This window comes from Mesorhizobium sp. P3_A2 (assembly GCF_056403115.1).
This window is the reverse complement of the sequence record NZ_JBFUGC010000004.1, coordinates 294196-312773: the sequence shown is the minus strand read 5'-3', so window position 1 is coordinate 312773 and position 18578 is coordinate 294196. Positions and strand designations below refer to the sequence as shown.

General features: G+C 60.6%; 28 protein-coding genes and 1 tRNA gene. 12 read left to right on the top strand and 17 right to left on the bottom strand.

Features of this window, described 5'->3' with window-relative positions:
* Window positions 1-97: 97 nt before the first annotated feature.
* From AC1DXM_RS11855 to AC1DXM_RS11835, 5 genes are all read right to left on the bottom strand, one after another.
* The gene (locus tag AC1DXM_RS11855; RefSeq protein WP_477233203.1) at window positions 98-736 is read right to left on the bottom strand and encodes a DUF6766 family protein; all 639 of its coding nucleotides are present in this window, start codon (window positions 734-736) and stop codon (window positions 98-100) included.
* Window positions 737-751: 15 nt separating this feature from the next.
* Complete coding sequence (locus tag AC1DXM_RS11850; protein ID WP_477233202.1) at window positions 752-1360, bottom strand: cysteine hydrolase family protein; 609 nt, start codon at window positions 1358-1360, stop codon at window positions 752-754.
* Between the two features lie 34 nt (window positions 1361-1394).
* Window positions 1395-1916: a DUF6894 family protein gene (locus AC1DXM_RS11845; protein ID WP_477233201.1), complete on the bottom strand. Its 522-nt coding sequence runs from the start codon at window positions 1914-1916 to the stop codon at window positions 1395-1397.
* A gap of 103 nt (window positions 1917-2019) precedes the next feature.
* A complete protein-coding gene (locus AC1DXM_RS11840; protein WP_477233200.1) occupies window positions 2020-2529 on the bottom strand; it encodes a YciE/YciF ferroxidase family protein in 510 nt (169 codons plus the stop codon).
* Between the two features lie 133 nt (window positions 2530-2662).
* Window positions 2663-2872, bottom strand: coding sequence for a hypothetical protein (locus tag AC1DXM_RS11835; protein WP_477233199.1), 210 nt, complete (start codon window positions 2870-2872; stop codon window positions 2663-2665).
* 215 nt (window positions 2873-3087) lie between these two features.
* Here AC1DXM_RS11835 and AC1DXM_RS11830 point away from each other — a divergent pair, with 215 nt between their 5' ends.
* Window positions 3088-3525 (top strand): inorganic diphosphatase, encoded by a 438-nt coding sequence (locus AC1DXM_RS11830; RefSeq protein ID WP_477233198.1) that lies wholly within the window; start codon window positions 3088-3090, stop codon window positions 3523-3525.
* Between the two features lie 20 nt (window positions 3526-3545).
* On the opposite strand, the gene AC1DXM_RS11825 is transcribed toward AC1DXM_RS11830, so the two are convergent.
* The 5 genes from AC1DXM_RS11825 to AC1DXM_RS11805 all read right to left on the bottom strand — a co-directional run bounded on the left by AC1DXM_RS11825 (window position 3546) and on the right by AC1DXM_RS11805 (window position 4968).
* A complete protein-coding gene (locus AC1DXM_RS11825; RefSeq protein WP_477233197.1) occupies window positions 3546-3719 on the bottom strand; it encodes a hypothetical protein in 174 nt (57 codons plus the stop codon).
* Window positions 3720-3796: 77 nt separating this feature from the next.
* Complete coding sequence (locus AC1DXM_RS11820) at window positions 3797-4003, bottom strand: hypothetical protein (RefSeq protein ID WP_477233196.1); 207 nt, start codon at window positions 4001-4003, stop codon at window positions 3797-3799.
* A 26-nt stretch (window positions 4004-4029) separates the two neighbouring features.
* Window positions 4030-4224 (bottom strand): hypothetical protein, encoded by a 195-nt coding sequence (locus tag AC1DXM_RS11815; protein ID WP_477233195.1) that lies wholly within the window; start codon window positions 4222-4224, stop codon window positions 4030-4032.
* A gap of 48 nt (window positions 4225-4272) precedes the next feature.
* Window positions 4273-4536: a hypothetical protein gene (locus tag AC1DXM_RS11810; protein ID WP_477233194.1), complete on the bottom strand. Its 264-nt coding sequence runs from the start codon at window positions 4534-4536 to the stop codon at window positions 4273-4275.
* Between the two features lie 201 nt (window positions 4537-4737).
* On the bottom strand, window positions 4738-4968 hold the full coding sequence (locus AC1DXM_RS11805; protein WP_477233193.1) for a DUF6894 family protein: 231 nt from the start codon (window positions 4966-4968) through the stop codon (window positions 4738-4740).
* Between the two features lie 129 nt (window positions 4969-5097).
* Here AC1DXM_RS11805 and AC1DXM_RS11800 point away from each other — a divergent pair, with 129 nt between their 5' ends.
* Together AC1DXM_RS11800 and AC1DXM_RS11795 are read left to right on the top strand one after the other, a co-directional pair.
* Window positions 5098-5910, top strand: coding sequence for a Crp/Fnr family transcriptional regulator (locus AC1DXM_RS11800; RefSeq protein WP_477233192.1), 813 nt, complete (start codon window positions 5098-5100; stop codon window positions 5908-5910).
* Between the two features lie 123 nt (window positions 5911-6033).
* Window positions 6034-6288 (top strand): DUF6894 family protein, encoded by a 255-nt coding sequence (locus AC1DXM_RS11795; RefSeq protein WP_477233191.1) that lies wholly within the window; start codon window positions 6034-6036, stop codon window positions 6286-6288.
* An 80-nt stretch (window positions 6289-6368) separates the two neighbouring features.
* Here the strand turns inward: AC1DXM_RS11795 and AC1DXM_RS11790 are convergent, their stop codons facing one another.
* Window positions 6369-6560, bottom strand: a complete 192-nt coding sequence (locus AC1DXM_RS11790) for a hypothetical protein (protein ID WP_477233190.1) — start codon at window positions 6558-6560, stop codon at window positions 6369-6371.
* 106 nt (window positions 6561-6666) lie between these two features.
* Window positions 6667-6843: a hypothetical protein gene (locus AC1DXM_RS11785; protein WP_477233189.1), complete on the bottom strand. Its 177-nt coding sequence runs from the start codon at window positions 6841-6843 to the stop codon at window positions 6667-6669.
* 191 nt (window positions 6844-7034) lie between these two features.
* Here AC1DXM_RS11785 and AC1DXM_RS11780 point away from each other — a divergent pair, with 191 nt between their 5' ends.
* Complete coding sequence (locus AC1DXM_RS11780; protein WP_477233188.1) at window positions 7035-7373, top strand: hypothetical protein; 339 nt, start codon at window positions 7035-7037, stop codon at window positions 7371-7373.
* A gap of 16 nt (window positions 7374-7389) precedes the next feature.
* Here AC1DXM_RS11780 and AC1DXM_RS11775 read toward each other — a convergent pair whose 3' ends face one another.
* Window positions 7390-8202: a S1 family peptidase gene (locus AC1DXM_RS11775; protein WP_477233187.1), complete on the bottom strand. Its 813-nt coding sequence runs from the start codon at window positions 8200-8202 to the stop codon at window positions 7390-7392.
* A gap of 125 nt (window positions 8203-8327) precedes the next feature.
* Between AC1DXM_RS11775 and AC1DXM_RS11770 the strand changes: the two genes are divergently transcribed.
* On the top strand, window positions 8328-8915 hold the full coding sequence (locus AC1DXM_RS11770) for a TetR/AcrR family transcriptional regulator (protein ID WP_477233186.1): 588 nt from the start codon (window positions 8328-8330) through the stop codon (window positions 8913-8915).
* A 90-nt stretch (window positions 8916-9005) separates the two neighbouring features.
* Window positions 9006-9629 (top strand): hypothetical protein, encoded by a 624-nt coding sequence (locus AC1DXM_RS11765; protein WP_477233185.1) that lies wholly within the window; start codon window positions 9006-9008, stop codon window positions 9627-9629.
* Window positions 9630-9659: 30 nt separating this feature from the next.
* Here AC1DXM_RS11765 and AC1DXM_RS11760 read toward each other — a convergent pair whose 3' ends face one another.
* Window positions 9660-9851 carry a hypothetical protein gene (locus tag AC1DXM_RS11760; protein WP_477233184.1) on the bottom strand — a complete coding sequence of 64 codons (192 nt, stop codon included), beginning with the start codon at window positions 9849-9851 and terminating at the stop codon, window positions 9660-9662.
* Window positions 9852-10368: 517 nt separating this feature from the next.
* On the opposite strand from AC1DXM_RS11760, the gene AC1DXM_RS11755 reads away from it, so the two are divergent.
* The gene (locus AC1DXM_RS11755) at window positions 10369-10956 is read left to right on the top strand and encodes a DUF308 domain-containing protein (protein WP_477233183.1); all 588 of its coding nucleotides are present in this window, start codon (window positions 10369-10371) and stop codon (window positions 10954-10956) included.
* Window positions 10957-11239: 283 nt separating this feature from the next.
* Here AC1DXM_RS11755 and AC1DXM_RS11750 read toward each other — a convergent pair whose 3' ends face one another.
* Complete coding sequence (locus tag AC1DXM_RS11750; RefSeq protein ID WP_477233182.1) at window positions 11240-11698, bottom strand: DUF3237 domain-containing protein; 459 nt, start codon at window positions 11696-11698, stop codon at window positions 11240-11242.
* Window positions 11699-11791: 93 nt separating this feature from the next.
* Here AC1DXM_RS11750 and AC1DXM_RS11745 point away from each other — a divergent pair, with 93 nt between their 5' ends.
* Together AC1DXM_RS11745 and AC1DXM_RS11740 are read left to right on the top strand one after the other, a co-directional pair.
* A complete protein-coding gene (locus AC1DXM_RS11745) occupies window positions 11792-12649 on the top strand; it encodes a LysR family transcriptional regulator (protein WP_477233404.1) in 858 nt (285 codons plus the stop codon).
* Between the two features lie 136 nt (window positions 12650-12785).
* On the top strand, window positions 12786-12995 hold the full coding sequence (locus AC1DXM_RS11740) for a hypothetical protein (RefSeq protein ID WP_477233181.1): 210 nt from the start codon (window positions 12786-12788) through the stop codon (window positions 12993-12995).
* 427 nt (window positions 12996-13422) lie between these two features.
* Here the strand turns inward: AC1DXM_RS11740 and AC1DXM_RS11735 are convergent, their stop codons facing one another.
* Entirely contained in the window at window positions 13423-14367 is a 945-nt protein-coding gene (locus AC1DXM_RS11735; RefSeq protein ID WP_477233180.1) for a DMT family transporter, read from the bottom strand.
* A gap of 264 nt (window positions 14368-14631) precedes the next feature.
* Here AC1DXM_RS11735 and AC1DXM_RS11730 point away from each other — a divergent pair, with 264 nt between their 5' ends.
* Entirely contained in the window at window positions 14632-16632 is a 2001-nt protein-coding gene (locus AC1DXM_RS11730; RefSeq protein ID WP_477233179.1) for an AI-2E family transporter, read from the top strand.
* Between the two features lie 115 nt (window positions 16633-16747).
* On the opposite strand, the gene AC1DXM_RS11725 is transcribed toward AC1DXM_RS11730, so the two are convergent.
* Window positions 16748-16837: transfer RNA gene (locus AC1DXM_RS11725), tRNA-Ser, on the bottom strand.
* A 360-nt stretch (window positions 16838-17197) separates the two neighbouring features.
* Between AC1DXM_RS11725 and AC1DXM_RS11720 the strand changes: the two genes are divergently transcribed.
* Complete coding sequence (locus AC1DXM_RS11720) at window positions 17198-17935, top strand: hypothetical protein (RefSeq protein WP_477233178.1); 738 nt, start codon at window positions 17198-17200, stop codon at window positions 17933-17935.
* Window positions 17936-18051: 116 nt separating this feature from the next.
* A complete protein-coding gene (locus AC1DXM_RS11715; RefSeq protein WP_477233177.1) occupies window positions 18052-18375 on the top strand; it encodes a hypothetical protein in 324 nt (107 codons plus the stop codon).
* The last annotated feature ends 203 nt before the right edge of the window (window positions 18376-18578 follow it).

The following is an 18578-nucleotide window of genomic DNA, read 5'->3' as shown; positions in this document are numbered from 1 at the left end:
TCATTCGCGGTCATGTTTCGATCCTCCTGGGGTTGATCGTAAACAAAGATCCGAGCCGCCGGTTCCGCCAATGATTGGGCGAAGGCCACGGACCTACCTAGTCACCGGTATCGGAATGTGCTGCACCCACCGGCTTCGATTCCGGCGAGCCCTTGTGCCGCAGGACGATCGAGAGCAGCACCAGCACCGCTGTCGACAAAAATTCCGACTGCCAGTTCTGGAAAGACTCGAACCAGAGCTCTGCGTCGAAGAGGTAGCTTGCGAGCGATTGAGTTTGGCCGCCATGGCGCAGCGCCTCGGCATTCGAGGCCGCCATACTCCCCCACCAGTGCAGGACGAAGGATGCTATGAACAGTACGGCCAAGGCTATCCCCAGCGAGTAGGAATAGAGCCAGGACAGGATTGGCATCTGCCGGCGCATGGCCGACCGGATCTGGTCGTTGGGTCTGTCGGGATCATCGGGATCGCGCGACTCCGACGAGCCGCGCTGATGGAGCATCGCGGTCAGCATCACATAGGCCGACATCTGCAGAAATTCGCTTTCCCAATTTTCGAATAGGGCAGACACGAAGTCGCCGCTCGTCACATAGGCTGCCAGGCCGACCAATGGCGCGCCGTGCTCCCGGAGATCTTCATTATGCGCCGCCTGACCTGACCAGATCATGCCCAGAACGCTGAGCAGGAACATCGCGCTCAAAGCAACGGTCAGTCCGTTGTTTCGGAAGAAGGCTCTCATGCTCGTGGTCCTGTCTTAGTGCCAGTTTTCCAAGACGTCCTGCATGGCAACGGCCTCGACCTGCTCGCTAAAACGCGATCGGTAGAGTTCCATCAGCGCATTATGGGTCTGGTCGGCCGAGCTGCAGACGGCATCAGTCACCACGATCGCGCGGAAGCCTCGATCAATCGCACCCAGCAGCGTGGCAAGCACACACACGTCCGTCTCCGCGCCCGTGATGACGAGCGTGTCGATATCCCGCCCCGCCAGCGCAGCGTCCAGGCGACCTCCCGTCCATGGTGAATACACCCGCTTGTCGAGCACCGTCGCGGGCGGCACGAAACGCGCCAGCCGCGGCATGATATCCACGAGCCTGCGATCGATATTGGCAAGGGTGACGTCCGCCCAGCGTCGATAATAATGCGCCCACATGCCGGTTCCATCGCCGGGCTTCTCGGCAGGGATGAAGCGGGTAAACACGGTTTGATGGGGATGTTTGCCGGCAAGCTCTTCAATCGCCGGGAGCACCTTTTCCGTCCAGGGTACTGCCCAAGGCCCTTCGGGCGCGAACAGCCGTTGCATGTCGACGCACAGATGAAGGCAGGTTTCTCCCAGAGGGCCATGAACAAGGCCGCGCGCCGCCATCCTCAACTCCCGACTACATGGATCCTCACCGCTTTCAAAACGCGGCAACCTCGGCTTGGCGCGCTGCTTCCGCCTCGGAAACGTCGATCGAGCAGAGCAGGCCGCCATTCTCGTCGAGCACCCGCACCAGCCAGCCGGACAGATCGTCGGTGCCCGGTTGCAGATCGGCCAGCACGTCGACGGCACAGCGGATGGCTTCCTGGCGGGCCGCTTCGAAACTTGGCATCGTCGAGGCGGGAACCTGGCGGACGCCGTCGCCATCGCGATACTCAAAAATGTAGGTCGCGCCGCTCTCGTCGTTGACGGCGGTCACCGCGACTTCGTCGAAATTGCCGCTGCTTTCAGCCTCGTAGTCGTTGGCCGCCAAACCGAAGGTGGCGGTCTGCACGAGCACCGCTCTCGCCCGCTCGATAGTCGCCCCCTCATTCTCGGCTGCTTGCGCCTTTGCCATGTCGACGCTGACGCATTCGCCGCCTTCACCGCAAAAAACCACGCGCCGAACGGGTTGGCCGCCGCGCCCGATCGTGTCGTCGACCTCAGTCCGGATGATTTGCATGAGAGAATTCCGATCGCTGGTTGGATGCGCGAAGAGCCCCGATGCGTGGGCATCGAGGCTCCAGAGCAGATGCCGTGAAGTGCCGTCGACGCTGCTGCTTTGCTTAAGCGGCTTCGGCTGCGACGTTGACGGCCGACTCGGCGAGTTGGGTCAGCGCCGTATCGGTCTCCTTTTCCTCGCTGAGCGTCAGCTCGAGCAGGTTGACCGCATCGTTGTAGCCGAGTTCGGAGGCCCAGGTGCGCAAGGTGCCGTAGCGCGAGATTTCGTAATGCTCGACGGACTGTGCTGCCGCCAACAGGCCGGCATCGAGAGCTGCCGCGCCCTTGTATTCGTCCATGATCTCGGCGCCTTCCTCGGTGATGCCCATGATCGCCGCGCAGGTCTTGCCGACCGGCTTCTTGCCGATGACGGCGAAAACTTTCTCCAGCCGGGCAACATGCTCTTCGGTCTGGCCACGATGCTTTTCGAAGGCTGCCTTCAGCTCGCGGCTCTGCGCTGCCTTGGCCATTTTGGGAAGTGTCGCCAGGATCTTCTTCTCGGCGAAATAGATGTCCTTCAGCGTGTCGTGGAAGAGGTTGCTCAGGTCTTTGGAGGATGCCTTTGTCGGTGCCATTGTTGTTCGTCCTTTCTTGAGGGTGGGTTCCTCTCAACTCTTGCATCCGGGACAGGTTCCGATGGATTTCGATTAAACAGACGCCTGCTGCGACGGCCTAATCGGCGTCGAATGAAGGGCAGGCTGGCTGGCGCTATTTGTGCTCCTGGCGCTTTTCGATCTCATAGGTGAGCCACCGGCAGAACATTCCGACGATCGATGCCGCAGCGCCGCCAAGCAGGCAGGCGACCAGCAGCGGACTTTGCGAGGCGCTCGACCAACTGACGATCGCAAGCAGGACGACACTTGCGGTGGAAATCAGATAGCCGACGCCCTTCAGCAGGTGCAAAGCAGCTCTCGTCATCAGCTTATCTCCATCAAGTCCAGCCTTCGGAATCAGGGGCCCGCCTTCGGAATCAGGGACCTGCCTTCGGAACATTCTTCGTCGGCTGAAGTTCCATGCGGAGTCACCCGCGAAAGACAAGACGATGCCCGACTATCTGAAACTGCCGACCACGACCAAAGGCCTGGTCAGAGTGGTGATCGAAACTCCGCGCGGCGCTGCCGCCAAAATGGCCTATGACCCGGCCATCCAGGCCTTCCTATATCCGCCCGCTGCCGGTCGGGATGACCTATCCCTACGATTGGGGCTTTATCCCGTCGACGCTCGGCGAGGACGGAGACCCCCTCGACGGGCTGGTCATCCACCAGGCGGCCTCAGCCCCCGGCGTCGTCATCAAATGCGACCTGCTGGGCGCCTTGCGGGTCAAGCAGAAGGAGAGGGGCGGCGCGCCTCTGCGCAATGACCGCTATATCCTCTGCCCGCGCAAGGAGGACGCCGAAGACGAGCCGGTCGCGGATCACGTGCCCGAGCATCTCAGGCGCGAAATCGAACAGTTCTTTCGCTCGTCAGTGTCGGAAACGGGCAAGGAGATCAGGTTCAAGGGTTGGCAGGATGCCGCGGAAGCGCGCAAGTCTATCAAGAAGGGGATGAAGGCCTTCGCGGCCCGCACGTGACGATGGGCCGGTTTCAGCGCTCAGCGCTCGCTGCGTTCGAGGTTGCGAGCAATCTCGGTCTGGGCGACCTGCAGCAACGTGTCTATTTCGAACATCGCCACGGCATGCCCGCCATCGCGGATGATAAGGCGGGCGCGGTGAAGCAGGTCCGACACCGCCCGCAATGTTTCGACATGGTTCAATGGATTCGGCATCGCGTCCTCCCTTCGGAGGACAACCCTTGGGCGCAGAGAGCGTTCCAAAGGATTCACCGCAAGATCAGACCAATTTCTCAGCTTCGGCGAAGTTCGCCATAGAGCGCGTCTTCCTCAAAAATCCCGCGGCTGAAAAGGTCCATCGCCATTGCAGCCAATTCGGCAGCCTCGGGACAACCGTGAGACAGGGTCCGTTCGGCGCAGATGCGGTCGTACACCCTTTTCAACAACGTCAGGTCATCCGGATATGCTACGCCGCTTTTCGATATAAAATGCTCAGCCATAGCCCGCCTCCCGCAGCGCGTATCCATTAGTCGCGTTGCCACTGCCTGTTGCGCATCGACAGCGCTTCCTTGAAAGCGCGGGCCGCGGCATCACATGCAACTTTCGACGGCCCGTTGGAAATCAGAACGACCTCGGCTGCGCGCACCGTCAGGCCGTGTTTTTCCGCGAAGCCCTCCGTGTCGTAGGGCATGTCGACCAGACCATCGTTGTCGGATTTCATCACAAGCACTCCCAAAGGGCACAGAGCGCCAGAAGCGGTGCGCAGCCTCTAGAATTCAACGGGTGCTTCGCTATCGGACGCCATGGGCGGGCCGCTGTCGATCGCGTTGAAATACCAGGCTTCGCCGGTCCTCGTGGTAATCGCAGCGACCAGCTTGGCGTAGGTGGTTGCGCCGGCGTTGTGCGCCTGCAGAATTTCCCACGCCAAATCCTCGCGCGACAACGTTTCGACTAGACCACTGAGCCCGGACCAATGTCGGAAAACTTGCCTGCAAAGAGCAAGCTCGTCTCTATTCAATACGCCGAATAGCATAGTGGCTGCCCTCCCGCGAAGGCGCACGCGCTCGCCCGGATTTGATCGCGTGGGAGGATTATGCCGTTCTTCGGATTGTCCGCCTCAACCTATGTTAACGCTAGAGCGGTTCACCGTTTTTCGGAAACGGCGAACCGCTCTATCTCTTTGTTTTTACGCAATTCCGGACGGAAAACCGCTTACACTTTTCCTGGAATTGCTCTAGGCGTTCCATTTGCCGACAAGGCTGAGTGTCGCCTGATAAAGCTGCAGGGTTCCGCCGCCCCGCACCGAGATGACAATGGTCATCAGTTGCGGCAAGGCCTCCCTTGCAATCTCCAGCGCCAATCCCAACGCCAGTTGCGGAACGAGGTCATCGCCGCTGAGTTCGGTGCCGATCAGATCGGGTTCGGAGACCGCGTCCCGCTGAACGTCGAAATAAAATCGTGGCACGCAAATCCTCGGTTTGCGAAGAAACCGATCCACCGGCCGATCCCGCGCTGGGGAGGGCATCGTTCGCTGCTGGGGAAGTCATCCCGCCTTCGACGACCACTTTTAGAGAGATAGGCCGCGTGACGGCTTTTGGCCAGCCGCGTCTTATCATATGTTAAGGCCGATCCCGGAACTGGCCTTAAATCTGCAGGAGAATTCACCGCAGGTTGGATGATGAGCGTCAACTTTCTCAGTCGAAAGCTTCTCAATTTCGGCCCTCTCGACCAAGCCGATCTCGCTCTCCTCGACGCGGTGGTGGGCAAGACCCGCACAGTCCAGCCCTATGTCGACCTGATCGCGGAAGGTGACAAGCCGGGCGATGTCCATCTGGTGCTGCGCGGCTTTGCATGCCGCTACAAGATATTGCAGGACGGCCGGCGCCAGATCATGGCCTACCTTGTGCCCGGCGACTTGTGTGACCTGCATGTCTATCTGCTCGATCACATGGATCACTCCGTTGGCACGCTTGCCGAATGCCAGGTGGTGGATGTCAGCCGTTCTTCCATCCAACAGTTGCTTGGCCGCCCGGCCATCGCCCGGGCTATGCTGATGAGCACGATGGTCGACGAGGGGACATTGCGCGAATGGCTGGTCAACATCGGACAACGACAGGCCGAACCGAGGGTGGCGCACCTGTTGTGCGAATTGCTGGCCCGGCTGCGCTCGGTGGGTCTGGTCTCCGACGACAGATACACGCTGCCGCTCACGCAGGTCGAACTGGCAGACACGATGGGCGTGACGCCGGTGCACATGAACCGCGTCCTGCAGTCGCTTCGGCGCAAATCGCTGATCAGCCTCGAAGGCGACCAGTTGACGGTGCTGAATTCCAAGGGGCTCGAACAGGAAGCCGGGTGGAATCCAAGCTATCTGCATCTGCGGACGCAAGCAGCGGTCGGCGGCTGAAGCCTTGCGCACGGCCCTAATTCATGTGGCCTTAATGCATGTGAATGCGTGAGGGGCGATTTCCTGTCTTATGGCAGGACCAGCCCATCCCGGGTTGCGAAGCTAAGCCTTGAGGCAGACCCGATGCCCAGATATTTCTTCGACACCGGCTACGGACCGCTTCTGCGCGATGACGAGGGCGTTGTCCTGCCCGATGTCGAGACCGCCTGGGAACAGGCAACGCAGACCACCGGCTACATACTGCGCGATCTGGACGGCGCTTTCGAACGCGATCGGGAATGGCGTATGGAAGTCAGCGATGGAGAGGGCCGCAAGCTGTTTGCCCTGCACATTTCGACCACCGTCTTCAAGGACTGGCCGCCTGCCGTCAGAGGGTGAAGGCTGCAGCGCCCAAGGCGATAGCGGATGCGGCTCGCCACCGGACAAAACATGCCTTGCCCCGTGCGTTGGCGCCAACGCTAGACCCTCGTGATCGTCTCCAGCCGCAGGCGTATTCGCTGACCCTCGGCAAAGGTCAGGGCGAAGGCTTCGCGTTCGAAAGATGTCGTGGTTGCCTTGCCGTGTTCGACCACGCGGACAAACCATTCTCCGCAGGCCTCGACCACCTCAACGGCAGGTCGGTCGACTTCGTTGCTCTGGACGTTATCCATCGCCAATCTCCTTCAATGAGCAATGGGAAACGTCGATTTTTATAAGGCGCGCGCGACGCGTTTTTCAACATCAAAAGCTAGACCGGGTCGCCGGTCCGCAAGGCCGTCAGCTCTCGGCCGTCGATGGGCCGAGGCCGGCCATGTCGGCCAGGCGGATGGCGGTGAGCGTGGCGATTTCCCTGGAGACGGGCGTATCGGTATGGGTCGGGATGGTGGGGACGCGCTTGGACAAACCGATCGCATCGCGGGTCTGGCCGATCATCATTCGAACGGTGCTTAGCACGTGCGGTATCCCTCTCGCTTGGCTCTGAAGCCTACAACACGGCAGACTCATCGTGGTTCCGCAGCGTTGCGAAGAAGCTGGCGGGGCGAGCCGAAGCCGGATGAGAATGCCGTGTGTGGCGGTACGGACAAGCGTTCGGAACCATCCCTGTCTGTAAGCCGTTCCCCGTACCTTAACGAAAGGAACAGCCCATGGCCGACAACGAAACCCCGAAGATTTCCGCCCGCGAAGCCCAGGAGGCCCTGGAAAAGCAGGTTGCATCGCTGAAGCGGGAGATAGCCAAGATCAACAGGACACTTGCCGACCGCGCCGAAGATGCCGTCGACGAGGCAGGCGGCTGGTATGGCAGCGCGGCCGAGCGCGCGGCACGGGCAGCGCAGCAGTTGAGATCGCAGGCACAGACGGTGTCCGAAACCGTCCAGCAGAATCCCGGCACGATCAGCAGTGCTTTCGTCCTTGGCGGCATTGCCGGGCTGCTGATCGGCATGCTGCTCGGGCAAACCCTGGAACGCGACCGCCGCTGGTTCTAGTGGGTGTGGCCCGCCACTACAGTCGGGAATGGATAAGATTGTCGTCCATGAGATGTTTTATGGAAAAGGCATATCCAATCCCGACATTGGCCTGCCTCTCGATTTCTGCGATCGTGCGTAACATTTGATTTTGACTAGCAATGAAAGCAGCATTCGGATCGATCCCCATGAGGCTTACCCCTCCCATTTTGGTGGCAGCCTCAACCAACGCTATATTTTTCTTTATTGCCTCTCGTAGTTCTCCAAAAGCTCTCGTTAAACCTGTTGCTTTGCGTGTAATAACTCCGATGGCCTCGCCAGTTTCGATGTCAAAGAGCGGGCCGCCTGAATTGCTTACATTGACGCTTGCGTCCAATTGCAAGACGTTAGCCGGTCCCGATCGGTAAAATGACGATATTATTCCTGAGTGACAAGACAAGTTCTGATGCTCAAAAGGGTATCCTAGAAAAGCCACGGATTGCCCAACTCGATAACCATCTGGGTCTCGCATCGTGAAAGAGTGGCTATTATCCCTTTCGGTTACTTCTGGAATTTCAAGAATCGAAAAATCATGATTGTTTTCATCTGATGCGCTCTTTTGCCGGAATCGAAATCTCTGTCCCTTAATTTTGAAGCCATCATTCTGGCTATCACCCTCTCTCCTGATCCACACTGTGCAACCCGCCGGCACCTGAGCGACATGAGCGTTCGTTATGAGGTAGCCATAGCTAGAGAATGCCGTTCCACTGGCTATTCGGTTACCGAAATCGTCAAGGCAGACGATATGGAAGACTCCGGATCGGATTCGATCGATTGTATCGGAAAGTGCCATTGTAACCGGATTACTCATCAAACCCCTCCACCATGCGGAATTCCTTTAAGACCCGCAACCGAGCCGGCGCACATGAGGATTTGTCTCCGCGTATGTAAAAATTAGAGATTGACAACAACCCTACTAGTAGGTAGTTAACCGCCATGGGCAATCTTGTGATGACCTCCGATCAGATTCTGGCGTCGGCGCGAAGCTTCATCGTGGCGGGCGGCTACAACGGATTCAGCTACGCCGATATCGCCGGCGAAGTGGGAATCCGCAAGGCGAGCATCCACCACCATTTCCCCAGCAAGGTCGACCTCGTTCGCACGCTTGTGGTGCGCCATCGCGAGCGTACCGAGGCCGGCATGGCAGATCTGGAAAGCAAATTCCCCGACCCGCTCGCGCTGCTTCGAACCTATGCCGGCTACTGGGCAAAATGCATTGAGGATGCGAGCGTTCCGTTTTGCGTCTGCGCGCTGCTTGCCAGCGAACTCCCGGCGCTGCCGCCTGAAATTGCCGTCGAGGTGCGGGCTTACTTCAGGTTTCTGTCGTCCTGGCTGACCAAGGTCATGCAGCGGGGCGCCGAACAGGGGATACTCAAATTCGCCGGCTCGGCGGAACTGGAGGCTGAGATGTTCATGGCAACTGTCCATGGCGCGATGCTGTCCGCGCGTGCCTATGGCAACCCTGCCGTCTTCGACGCCATCCTGACGCCGACCGTGCAGCGACTATCGGCGAAGGTTCACTAACAAGTTGTTTGCGCGGCAGAGGCGGCTAGCCCGCCTCCGAATTCTCATATTATGTTCAACAACTACCAACCAGTAGGTAAGGAAACCACCATGATCCGAAAGATTTTACCCGCGCTGGTCGCCTTGGGCTTTGCTGCATTTCCGCTGCTAACCAGCGCTGCGCAGGCGGAGGACCAGAAGGCGCCCCAACTCCACATCAGAGGGACGGTTGAGACCTTCAGTGCATCGGTGCTGAAAGTAAAAACTCGGGAGGGCGAAACACTTGACGTCACTTTGGCCGATGGTTGGAAAATCTCGGCCGTGGCCCGGGCACAGGTCACCGACATCAAGCCTGGCGATTTTGTCGGGATCGCCTCTCAGCCAAAAGCTGAGGGCGGCGACGGTGCGCTTGAGGTCCTCATCTTCCCGCCGGCGTTGCGGGGCGCCGGCGAGGGAAGTTACGGCTGGGATCTCAAGCCCGACAGCAGCATGACCAATGCCACGGTGGCCGATGCGGTCACGGGCATCCAGGGGCGGACCGTAACCGTGTCCTACCATGGCAAGGAAAAGAAGATCTCCATCCCTGACAGCACGCCTGTTGTCACCCTAGCCGCGGCTACAAAGGACGACCTCGCACCGGGGGCGGTCGTCTTCATCATTGCTGAGAAAGCGGCAAGTGGCGTGCTCGGACAGCAGGTGGTCGTCGGCAAAGATGGCGTCGTCCCGCCGATGTGAAAGCCGGATGATCTCTGACCTTGATGCAGATTAAGGACGCCGGAACATGGCCATTCGATCGACGACAAGTAAGGTACAGAAGGTGTCCGCCATCAGGCCGACATCGGCGTCGTCCGCCGTCGCAATTTGCCGGACAAGCTCGATAACGTCGGATTCCTTCAATGCCTGGATCGCGCGGCGGCAGTCGACGATCACCGCCGGGTTTGAGAAGGTGAAAGCCAATCGCCTCGTTCCGCCGACCCGTGATGAGAAGCCCGCTCGACCGGCCAAAGCGTGGCCAAGGGTTTTCATCTGGTTGCATCTGCGCTTCCCTCGGCCGTTAGCGGCTCCTTTGCCATTCAGATGGCGATGGGTCTTGGTTCCAAGGCGAGCTGATGTTTTGTTGGTTCGAGAGCAATTTCGCCCCCGGAGCAGTTGAATTGATCTGGAAATAGCGAGCCGGTCATCCACTGCGCCGGAGGTCAGCACTCGACTGATCCCCAGGGACCGATTTCGTTGGTGCGATCGGCCGTGCAACCGCTGCCGCGGCCGAGACAGGCATGTCGTTGACGGCCGAAGCGCTTCCCGAGCGAAGGCTGTGATCATGCCGGTTGGGCCGGAGTTCTGGTCCGCCCTGACCCCTTTTGGCCGGCAATGATGGTAGCCGGGATGGCTAGGTCCGATCGGCAAGAACAGGGGTTGACATCACATTGTCTACCTTCTAGTAGGTAGCCTAAGCAAACACAAAGGAGAAATCGAAATGCTTGCTAGGACAAATGAAACCAAGCTGATTCAATCCTCAACCGCCTGGCTTAAAAGCTACTATTTCACACGCTTTGCCGTTTCGACCGTCTGGGTCCTCCTGGCCTTCACGGTCGCCAAAACAATGCCTCCCCTGGCAGCCATCATGCTGGTCGCCTATCCGGCTTGGGATGCTCTGGCCAACTTCATCGACGCACAGCGCACTGGCGGCTTGAACCGCAACAAGACGCAGCTGCTTAACTTCGTCGTCAGCATCGTCACCACCGTGGCAGTCGCCATTGCTCTCGGCAAAGGTATGAGCACTGTGCTCGTCGTCTTCGGCGTCTGGGCAGTCTTTTCGGGCCTCTTTCAGCTGGCGACTGCGGTCAGGCGTTGGAAGTCCGGCGCGCAGTGGGCAATGGTGCTGAGCGGCGCTCAGTCGGCACTGGCCGGTATATTCTTTGTGAAGATGGCGGGCAGCGCGGCGACGATCGACATCACCAATGTCGCGCCCTATGCAGCGTTCGGCGCCTTCTACTTCCTGGTCTCCGCCGTCTGGCTGACGGTGAGCGACGCGCGGCGCAGGTCGGCGCAGGCCGCGGGATGAAGGTACCGCACGGCTGGCGAGGATGGGATGGCGGCCTTGCCGATTGCGCCGCTCAGCGACCGGAGTGACATGGACTGGCTAGCGTTCATCAAGGCGGTCTGTTGGGCGTGGCGAGACGTTCTCGTTGGAGCTGCGGCGCTGGCCAATGTCGCTGAGTTGCTCGTCTGTCAGCTCGCGCAGCATGCGCGAGCTTTGGCGCCTCTGCATGTGCAGCCAGAACCAGCGAAGCATCATCTGCCATGCTCGCTCCAAGCGAGGCGTATTGGGTAGCCGCGCTTTCACGTCAGAGGATTTCAAAGACCTCATATTCGACACCGCTTGCCGTCCGGCCACCGCTGGCGACCGATACAATGCTGTTGAGCCAGGCATGGGCCGGCGCAGCGGTCTCGAAATACGGCGTTGTGCGTAGATAGTATTCAGATGCATCGACCAACTCTCCGCGTGCCAGGCGTTCGTCGACGGCCTGAGACGCGCGCCTGACGCCGCGATAGGTCATGATGATCAAGCCGCCATCGTCGGCGACGAGGAGCAGCCTGACATCCTGTTGGAATGTGCCGTCCGTCCGGCCGAGAAGCAGATCGGACCCGATGAGCGGCGACACCGTGCCGCTAATGCGCTCGCCCTCGAAGTTTCCGCCCGAGACCGCGAAAATACGTCGGCCGCCCGCCGGCGTGTGCCCAAGATCCATGACGGGGTGAAGCGTCATGAAGAGGGTAAACAAGTGTCTTGATTGCAGCGACATCAAATGCCTCCTAGTTTCGAGGCCGGCATCTACACCAGTGCGCGTTACTCAAAAAACGCGCTCTTCTTGTCGCTGTCGCAAGGAAAACTAATCATGCGGCCCTCCCTGGAATCCCTGCGCATTCTCGAAGTATGCGTTGCGACCGCCAGCTTTGCGCGGGCCGCCGAACGCCTTTTCCTGACGCCTGCGGCCGTTAGCCTGCGTATCCGCTCACTGGAGGCCGAGCTTGGGCAGCCGCTTTTTGTACGCGTTCATGGCCGCGTTGTGCCGACACCTGCCGCCGCCGCGCTGGCAAGCCAGGTTCGGGAATCACTCGCCGGGATAGCGGAGGCGGTCGACCGATTTCAGGCGGCGACGCCTCCTCTAAAGGTCACCGCACCACCCACGTTCGCATCACGCTGGCTCGCGCAGCGTCTACCGCACTATCCTGATTCAGGACCGGCCGGCATCGAGCTGGATGTCTCGACGGATATACGCGATCCCAACGCATTTGACGTCATCATCAGAACGGGTCGCGGTGGGTGGACCGGCCTTGAGGAACACCGGCTCATCCCGGTGGACGTGACGCCAATGCTGGCGCCGTCCCTGCTCGGAACGCATTCGCTTGCAGTTCCGGCGGAACTGGTCGATTTCGAACTCTTGCCGCATCCCGACTGGGAACAATGGTTCATCGTGGCGCACGGCGAAATCCCGTCGGCCATACGGTTCGCCGCAGTCGATTTCCCGACCCATGAACTCAACGCCAATGCCGCATTGGCAGGTGGTGGTGTGGCGCTGCTGTCGCCCACCCTGTTCGGTTCTTTGTTGGCCCAAGGCCTTCTGGTCGCCCCCTTCCGTCACGTGCTGAGCGGTCCCGCCTGGCACTTTGCGCTGATGCGCGCCGACGACCGCCGCATGGCTCCGAGGCATTTCTGCGCCTGGCTGCGGGAGCAGGCCGGCAATCCGCCATGAAGATGGCGAGCGCGGCACAGGCCGCGGTGAGCTTCGCACGTCCGAAACGGCATTTGCGCGCCTGGGCGCCCTCAACAGTGGAGTTGAGTTTCCTGGCCGCGGTCGTATGTTCGTTGACCGCGGTGGAGGATAACACGTGACCATTCGACGCAAAGCCACGGAGGCTGGCATTCTGCAGCCATCCGAACTCGAACTGTTGGGGCGTGTATTCCAGCAGCTCAAGCTCGACGGCCAATCGCCGGAAGCACGCGAGGCTCTCGCATCCCGGATTATCGCGAACTATATGGCCGGCGTGGTCGACGAAGCCGAGCTCGTCAGTCTTTCGAGGCAGCCGCTGGGCCGGTAGTTTCCTTCCATCCCGCGTTCCGGAACGGTTTCGGTTCGTCAAATCAGAGGAATAAGGCAGTGCCGACTGACCCACCAATAGAGCGACGGTCGCATATCCGTGACCTTGTTCTGAAGGAAGCGACAATCGACTCCGGCGACGTCAGCATCAGTTGTCTGGTTTGTAACCAGCACGCTCACGGTGCGGAGTTGCGGGTGAAGGCCGACATCGCAATTCCCGACCGTTTCGTGCTTCATGTGCCTGTCGATCGAACCAGTTACCGCGCCGTGGTGCGGTGGAGAAGGAAAGAGCGACTTGGGGTGCAACTCGATTCGGGAAGGCAGACATAGATGGCGGTAGCCACCATCCATGCCTGGATGTAGGGCGCGTAGTTCCGCGTGGCGTGCCGCTCAGAGCGACGCGCGGTGCCCAGGCTGCCGGCTGATGGTTAAGCTGGCCTTGGTTTGATCACGGTGGCAAGTACGATGCCGGCGACGATGAAGGCCGCACCGACCAGGTCGTAATCGTGCAACTTCTCGCCGAGCAGAAGATAGGCGAGCATAGCGACGAACACCGTCTGCAGGTAAAGCAGCATGCTCGCCCGGCTCGCGCCGAGCGTTTCCACGCTTTTGTTGTAGAGATAGTACATCAAGGCGCCGCCGGGACCTGCCAGATAGGCGAGCGCGAGAATGCTGTCGACGTCCATGGCGGAGCGTTCGTCGTTGAACAATTCCCACAAATGGAAGGGCAAGGCGACCAGCGCGCCGGCGCCGAGCAGCAGCACGACCATCGGCAGGAGTTCGATGCCGAATTTGGCACGGCGCAAAAGCACGGTGTACAGGCCCCAGCAGAACGCACTGCCGACGATCCACAGCTCACCAGCGTTGAACTTGAGTTGCAGCAGCGCCGTCAGGTTCCCGTGGGCAACGATGAAAATCATCCCGGCGAGCGCAACCAGCGCGCCAAGCGACTTCCACAGCCCGAGCGGCTCGCCGAGCACGAAACGGGCGAGCACCATCGTCATGACAGGCGACAGCGCCATGATGATACCGGCCGTGGTGGCATCGGTGTGATTGAGGCCATGGTAAATCATACCCTGGCACAGCGTGAGACCGATCGCCCCCACGGCGATGACCTCCGCGGCGCGAGTGCGCAAAAGCCCGATCATCGCGTCGTGATGACGGTGCACAATCGGGAGCAGGATGGCGCAAGCAAGCGTCAGCCGCCAGAAGCAGAGGCCCCAGGGCGGCATTTCAGGCGCCACCCATTTGGCCGCGATATACACACCAGCCGAAAGCAGCCAGCACAGGACGGCGGCCGGATAGCCGGTCAAGGAGGATATGGGCCTGACCTCGGATTGCCCGGCTTGATGCGCTATCGGCATTGCCTGCATGTCATGCCCTCTCCTTCGATGACGTAGGCCCGGCGGGGCAACATAGCCTGCGTCGTTGGGTTGTGCATCCGTTTTGAAAGTATGAGGTCAAAAGGAATCTGCGCTCGGTCAGGTCGGAGGTTCCCGAGCTCGGTTTCACGGTTGAGAGAGCGTGAGGCGGAAAATCTGGAGCCTGCAAACCGCAAAACGCATGTATGCAACTCCGCTAACATTGCACGCTGGTCGAATGGGTCTAATCATGGGTGAGGCAACGGAGGAAATCAGGTGGCGGCCAACCGTAGAAACGAGATCCCATCGTCCGAGCGAGGGCTAGGAGGCATTCTGGCGGCCGGAACTGCCCGTCCGCGCACGGCTCTGCCCAACGTCGCAACTGTCGTCACGACGGTTGCTGCGCTGTATTTCGGTCGCGAGGTTTTTCTCCCGATTGCCATCGCGCTGCTTTTGACCTTTGCGCTGGCGCCGGTTGTTTCCGCACTGAAGCGCCTCGGATTGCCTCGGCTTCCCGCAGTCCTTCTCAGCGTGATTGGGGCATTCGCGGCCCTGGGCCTGTTCAGCTTTATTATGGCGACCCAGGTCAGCGAGCTTGCCCAGAACATTTCAACCTACCAGACAAACATTCTGACCAAGGTGCGTTCTCTCAAGGAAACGGGCGTTGGTGGCGGCATCATTGCCAGGCTAAGCCGCGTGATCGAGCGTGTCGGTCAGGAGATCGATAGACAGGACGTGGCGCCGCCGGCGGCGGACAAGCCCCGGCGCGAGCCTGTTCCCGTCGAGATCATCGCGCGCGAGCGACCACTCGAGGTCCTGCAGAACATCATCGGACCGTTGATCAGCCCGTTGGCATCGGCTGGCCTGATCATCATCGTGGTCATCTTCATGTTGCTCGAGCGCGAGGATCTGCGCGACCGGTTTATCCGCCTGGTCGGTTACGGGGATCTCCATCGCACGACACAGGCATTGCAGGAGGCCGGAAAGCGCGTGGGCCGCTATCTGATCATGCAATTGGTGGTCAACATTGTCTACGCAATACCCATTGCGATCGGGCTTTGGGTGCTCGGCATTCCCAACGCGCTGCTGTGGGGATTGATGGCACTGGCGCTTCGCTTTGTTCCCTATATCGGCCCGGTGATAGGCGCGCTGCTGCCATTGTTCCTCGCCTTGGCCGTGGCACCCGGCTGGTCGCTCGTGCTGTGGACCGCTGCATTGTTCATCGTGATGGAACTGGTAACCGGCAATGTCGTCGAACCGTGGCTCTACGGTTCGCGCACGGGACTTTCCCCTTTGGCCATCATCGTCGCGGCGATCTTCTGGACATGGCTGTGGGGGCCGCTCGGCCTGGTCCTCTCGACGCCGCTCACGGTTTGTCTCGTCGTCCTCGGGCGACACGTTCCGCAGTTCGAATTTCTCGACGTCCTGTTTGGCAACGAGCCCGTCCTCGAACCTCACGCCCGCCTCTATCAGCGGCTTCTGGCCGGCGATCCCGACGAGGCCACTGACCATGCCGAGGAGATCCTCGAGGAGAAGTATCTGATCGACTTCTACGACAAGGTCGCCATTCCTGCTCTCCTGTTGGGCGAGCAGGACCGCATGCGTGGCGTGATGGGTGATCAGCAGCGAAGGCAGGTGGCGGCGAGCGCCCAAATTCTTGTGGCAAATCTTGCCGACGATGCGCACGAGGAAGCAAGCGAGGAAGATGAGCCGACAGCCACCGCGGAAGGGAGCGTGAGCAAGGAACCAGATGGCGTCGAGGAGGAAGAGATCGAACTGCCCGATGGCAAGGACATGTCGGTGCTCTGTGCCGGCGGGCGGGGGGAACTCGACGACGCTGCGGCCGCCATGCTCGCTCAGGTGCTTGAGGTGCAAGGTGCAACAGTGGCGAAGGCAAGTTTCGTCGATATGGAGCCGGCAGGTATTCGTCTTCTCGAACTGGAGACGATAGACACTGTCGTGGTCGGTTTCCTGAACCGGGATTCTATCAAGCATGCTCGCTTTCTGGTTCGCAGACTGAAACGCGCCAAAGCAGGTTTGAGAATCGGAATTGTGTTCTGGTCGGACGCGGAGGAAGGCGATGCCTGGAAAGAAGGGCAAGCTCTGGCCGCCGACATCAGCGCCGATTTCGTGGCCAACGGCATGGTCAACGCTGTCATTGGCGCGCTGTCTCCAGCGCCGGCCGTTCCCCTCAAAGTCGTTTCGAAACGCCGCGATCGACGCCGTCCGGCCTCTCGAAAGCGGGTCCCTGCGCAGGCGACCGCGGCAACTGCCTAGACACGGCGCTAAGTCTCAGGTTGCTGCGCCGGCGCGGATCGCTTTGGGGCTCCGGCTGGTCGACGTTAATGAAATTTATATAATTATATCAAGTATTTGGTGATGATGAATAGGCTGGCGGAGAGAGCGGGATTCGAACCCGCGTTACGGTCTCCCGTAAACACACTTTCCAGGCGTGCGCCTTCAACCACTCGGCCACCTCTCCGTCTTGTGCATTCGCGCCGGCCGGTTGTGCCGCGCGGGTTGGGGAGATGCATCCCTTTGGGAAGTGCGGGGGAGACCCGCGTCACGGGCGCCGCCAACCAGCGGATGCCCTTCCCGGCGCCCGTCAATCAAACAGGCGCGGGGCTCATCTAGTCGATCCGGCGCCGAATGCCAAGCCATAACGGCAGTCTATTCGCTTTGCCGGCCATGCATCGTTCGCGGGATCGTCGGCGCCTCCGTTCCAGAAGCGCTGGGGCGCCGAATGGTGTGCACAGGCAACGCCGTGGGGACGGCCGCGCTTGACTTCGCCCCAGGCCAGTTGTCGAGTGAAGCAGAGGCTTTGCGGGGGGCATTGTCCGACGTGACATCGATTGGCGAAAATTCCGGCAGCGGAACGCCTGCCGGAGGCATCCCAGGCGGGTTGCCGCCCGGGCGTTCGGACCTGTCCTTCATCCCGGTGGTCTGGCTCCTCTTCGTCATGGCGTTGTCGGTCTATGGGCTGGTCTCGGCCTGGTGGCTGGTGGGCAGTTTCGGCCTGCCGGACACGGTCTTCTATTTCGTCCTTGGCGCGCTGGCCTTCGACATCATCACCATCCTGTGGGGGCTCTATCTGCTCGGCCTAGCCTTCGGCCGTTCGGCGAATTTCCCGCGCCATTTCACCTTCTGGCAGATCGCCATCATCGCCTTTCTGCTGGCAAGGCAGGCCTATGTGCTGGCTGTGCCCGAATTCGTCTTCTCCGCCGGGAGCATGGCGATCACTGCCGCCGAAATCGGCATCGGCCTGTTCTGCATCTACCTGCTGCGCCGCGATGCCGGACCTGCGGCCGTCTATACCGCGCGGCAAGCGCAAGCGCCGTCGGCCTTCGCCTCGATTGCCGCAGCCTTGCTCGGCATCATCCTCGGGGCGGCCGTCGGCGCCGTCGCCGGCTTCGCGCTGGGTGCTGCCATCGCCGAAGTCACCGACATCAGCTGTTTCGAAGGCGGTTGCGGCTACTTCGCGATGTTCATCGGCCTTGCCGGGCTGGTGGTCGGCGCGATTGCCGGCGGTATCCTCGGCGTCTGGCTCGTGCATCGGCGCAGCCGAAAGGCGGCGATATAGGCAGACGGGGGGCTTCAAATTCGCGTAGGCCGATTGCGCGCCGGGCCTACGCATTCTATTCCTCGTCTTGACCGGATGGTCCTCGGGAGGAGCTTGAGGACCGGAGGAAGATTTCGATGTTGCGTTTTCTGTTTCGCCTTGCGGCCATGGTCGCACTTTCGGTTGCCGTCATCATGGCGGTGCTCGACGCGACACGCTCGGTGGCGGCCTCCGCGCTGGTCATGACGCCGCTCAATTCGAGCTGGCTGGCGGTGTCGCCCGACACCCGCGCGGCTTTCGAGACCTTCGTGCGCGCCAAGGCTAGCCCGATCATATGGGATGCCGGCATCGCCTGGGTGCTTGCCCAGCCCGGCTTTGCCGTGTTCGCGGTGCTTGCCTTCCTCCTCCATGCGATCGGCTACCGGCGCCGGCGGCGAGGCGGAGAATTCGCCCCAAGCTGACGGGATTGTTCCGGCGGACTTGCGACGACAAGGCGGCAACCGCCCACGGTTGTCACCGCCTTGGGCATGCTTTTCCAAAAGGTCAAAATTCCGCGTGAATTTTGTTTCGGGCCGTGCCAGATTGCCTGGAGCGGGAGGGGAGTACGCTCCTGGCTGATGTCGTATGCCTGCCGGAGAACCGGGCAGGCGGGCGGCGCGTAACG

Bases quoted from the DNA above. Each gene is read 5' to 3' on its own strand.
- AC1DXM_RS11845 (WP_477233201.1), bottom strand. From the start codon at position 1,916: ATGCAAATCATCCGGACTGAGGTCGACGACACGATCGGGCGCGGCGGC.
- AC1DXM_RS11840 (WP_477233200.1), bottom strand. From the start codon at position 2,529: ATGGCACCGACAAAGGCATCCTCCAAAGACCTGAGCAACCTCTTCCAC.
- AC1DXM_RS11855 (WP_477233203.1), bottom strand. From the start codon at position 736: ATGAGAGCCTTCTTCCGAAACAACGGACTGACCGTTGCTTTGAGCGCG.
- AC1DXM_RS11755 (WP_477233183.1), top strand. From the start codon at position 10,369: ATGCTTGCTAGGACAAATGAAACCAAGCTGATTCAATCCTCAACCGCC.
- AC1DXM_RS11715 (WP_477233177.1), top strand. From the start codon at position 18,052: ATGTTGCGTTTTCTGTTTCGCCTTGCGGCCATGGTCGCACTTTCGGTT.
- AC1DXM_RS11825 (WP_477233197.1), bottom strand. From the start codon at position 3,719: ATGCCGAATCCATTGAACCATGTCGAAACATTGCGGGCGGTGTCGGAC.
- AC1DXM_RS11765 (WP_477233185.1), top strand. From the start codon at position 9,006: ATGATCCGAAAGATTTTACCCGCGCTGGTCGCCTTGGGCTTTGCTGCA.
- AC1DXM_RS11735 (WP_477233180.1), bottom strand. From the start codon at position 14,367: ATGCAGGCAATGCCGATAGCGCATCAAGCCGGGCAATCCGAGGTCAGG.
- AC1DXM_RS11815 (WP_477233195.1), bottom strand. From the start codon at position 4,224: ATGAAATCCGACAACGATGGTCTGGTCGACATGCCCTACGACACGGAG.
- AC1DXM_RS11790 (WP_477233190.1), bottom strand. From the start codon at position 6,560: ATGGATAACGTCCAGAGCAACGAAGTCGACCGACCTGCCGTTGAGGTG.
- AC1DXM_RS11810 (WP_477233194.1), bottom strand. From the start codon at position 4,536: ATGCTATTCGGCGTATTGAATAGAGACGAGCTTGCTCTTTGCAGGCAA.
- AC1DXM_RS11820 (WP_477233196.1), bottom strand. From the start codon at position 4,003: ATGGCTGAGCATTTTATATCGAAAAGCGGCGTAGCATATCCGGATGAC.
- AC1DXM_RS11780 (WP_477233188.1), top strand. From the start codon at position 7,035: ATGGCCGACAACGAAACCCCGAAGATTTCCGCCCGCGAAGCCCAGGAG.
- AC1DXM_RS11745 (WP_477233404.1), top strand. From the start codon at position 11,792: ATGCGGCCCTCCCTGGAATCCCTGCGCATTCTCGAAGTATGCGTTGCG.
- AC1DXM_RS11835 (WP_477233199.1), bottom strand. From the start codon at position 2,872: ATGACGAGAGCTGCTTTGCACCTGCTGAAGGGCGTCGGCTATCTGATT.
- AC1DXM_RS11850 (WP_477233202.1), bottom strand. From the start codon at position 1,360: ATGGCGGCGCGCGGCCTTGTTCATGGCCCTCTGGGAGAAACCTGCCTT.
- AC1DXM_RS11830 (WP_477233198.1), top strand. From the start codon at position 3,088: ATGACCCGGCCATCCAGGCCTTCCTATATCCGCCCGCTGCCGGTCGGG.
- AC1DXM_RS11770 (WP_477233186.1), top strand. From the start codon at position 8,328: ATGGGCAATCTTGTGATGACCTCCGATCAGATTCTGGCGTCGGCGCGA.
- AC1DXM_RS11750 (WP_477233182.1), bottom strand. From the start codon at position 11,698: ATGTCGCTGCAATCAAGACACTTGTTTACCCTCTTCATGACGCTTCAC.
- AC1DXM_RS11775 (WP_477233187.1), bottom strand. From the start codon at position 8,202: ATGAGTAATCCGGTTACAATGGCACTTTCCGATACAATCGATCGAATC.
- AC1DXM_RS11795 (WP_477233191.1), top strand. From the start codon at position 6,034: ATGCCCAGATATTTCTTCGACACCGGCTACGGACCGCTTCTGCGCGAT.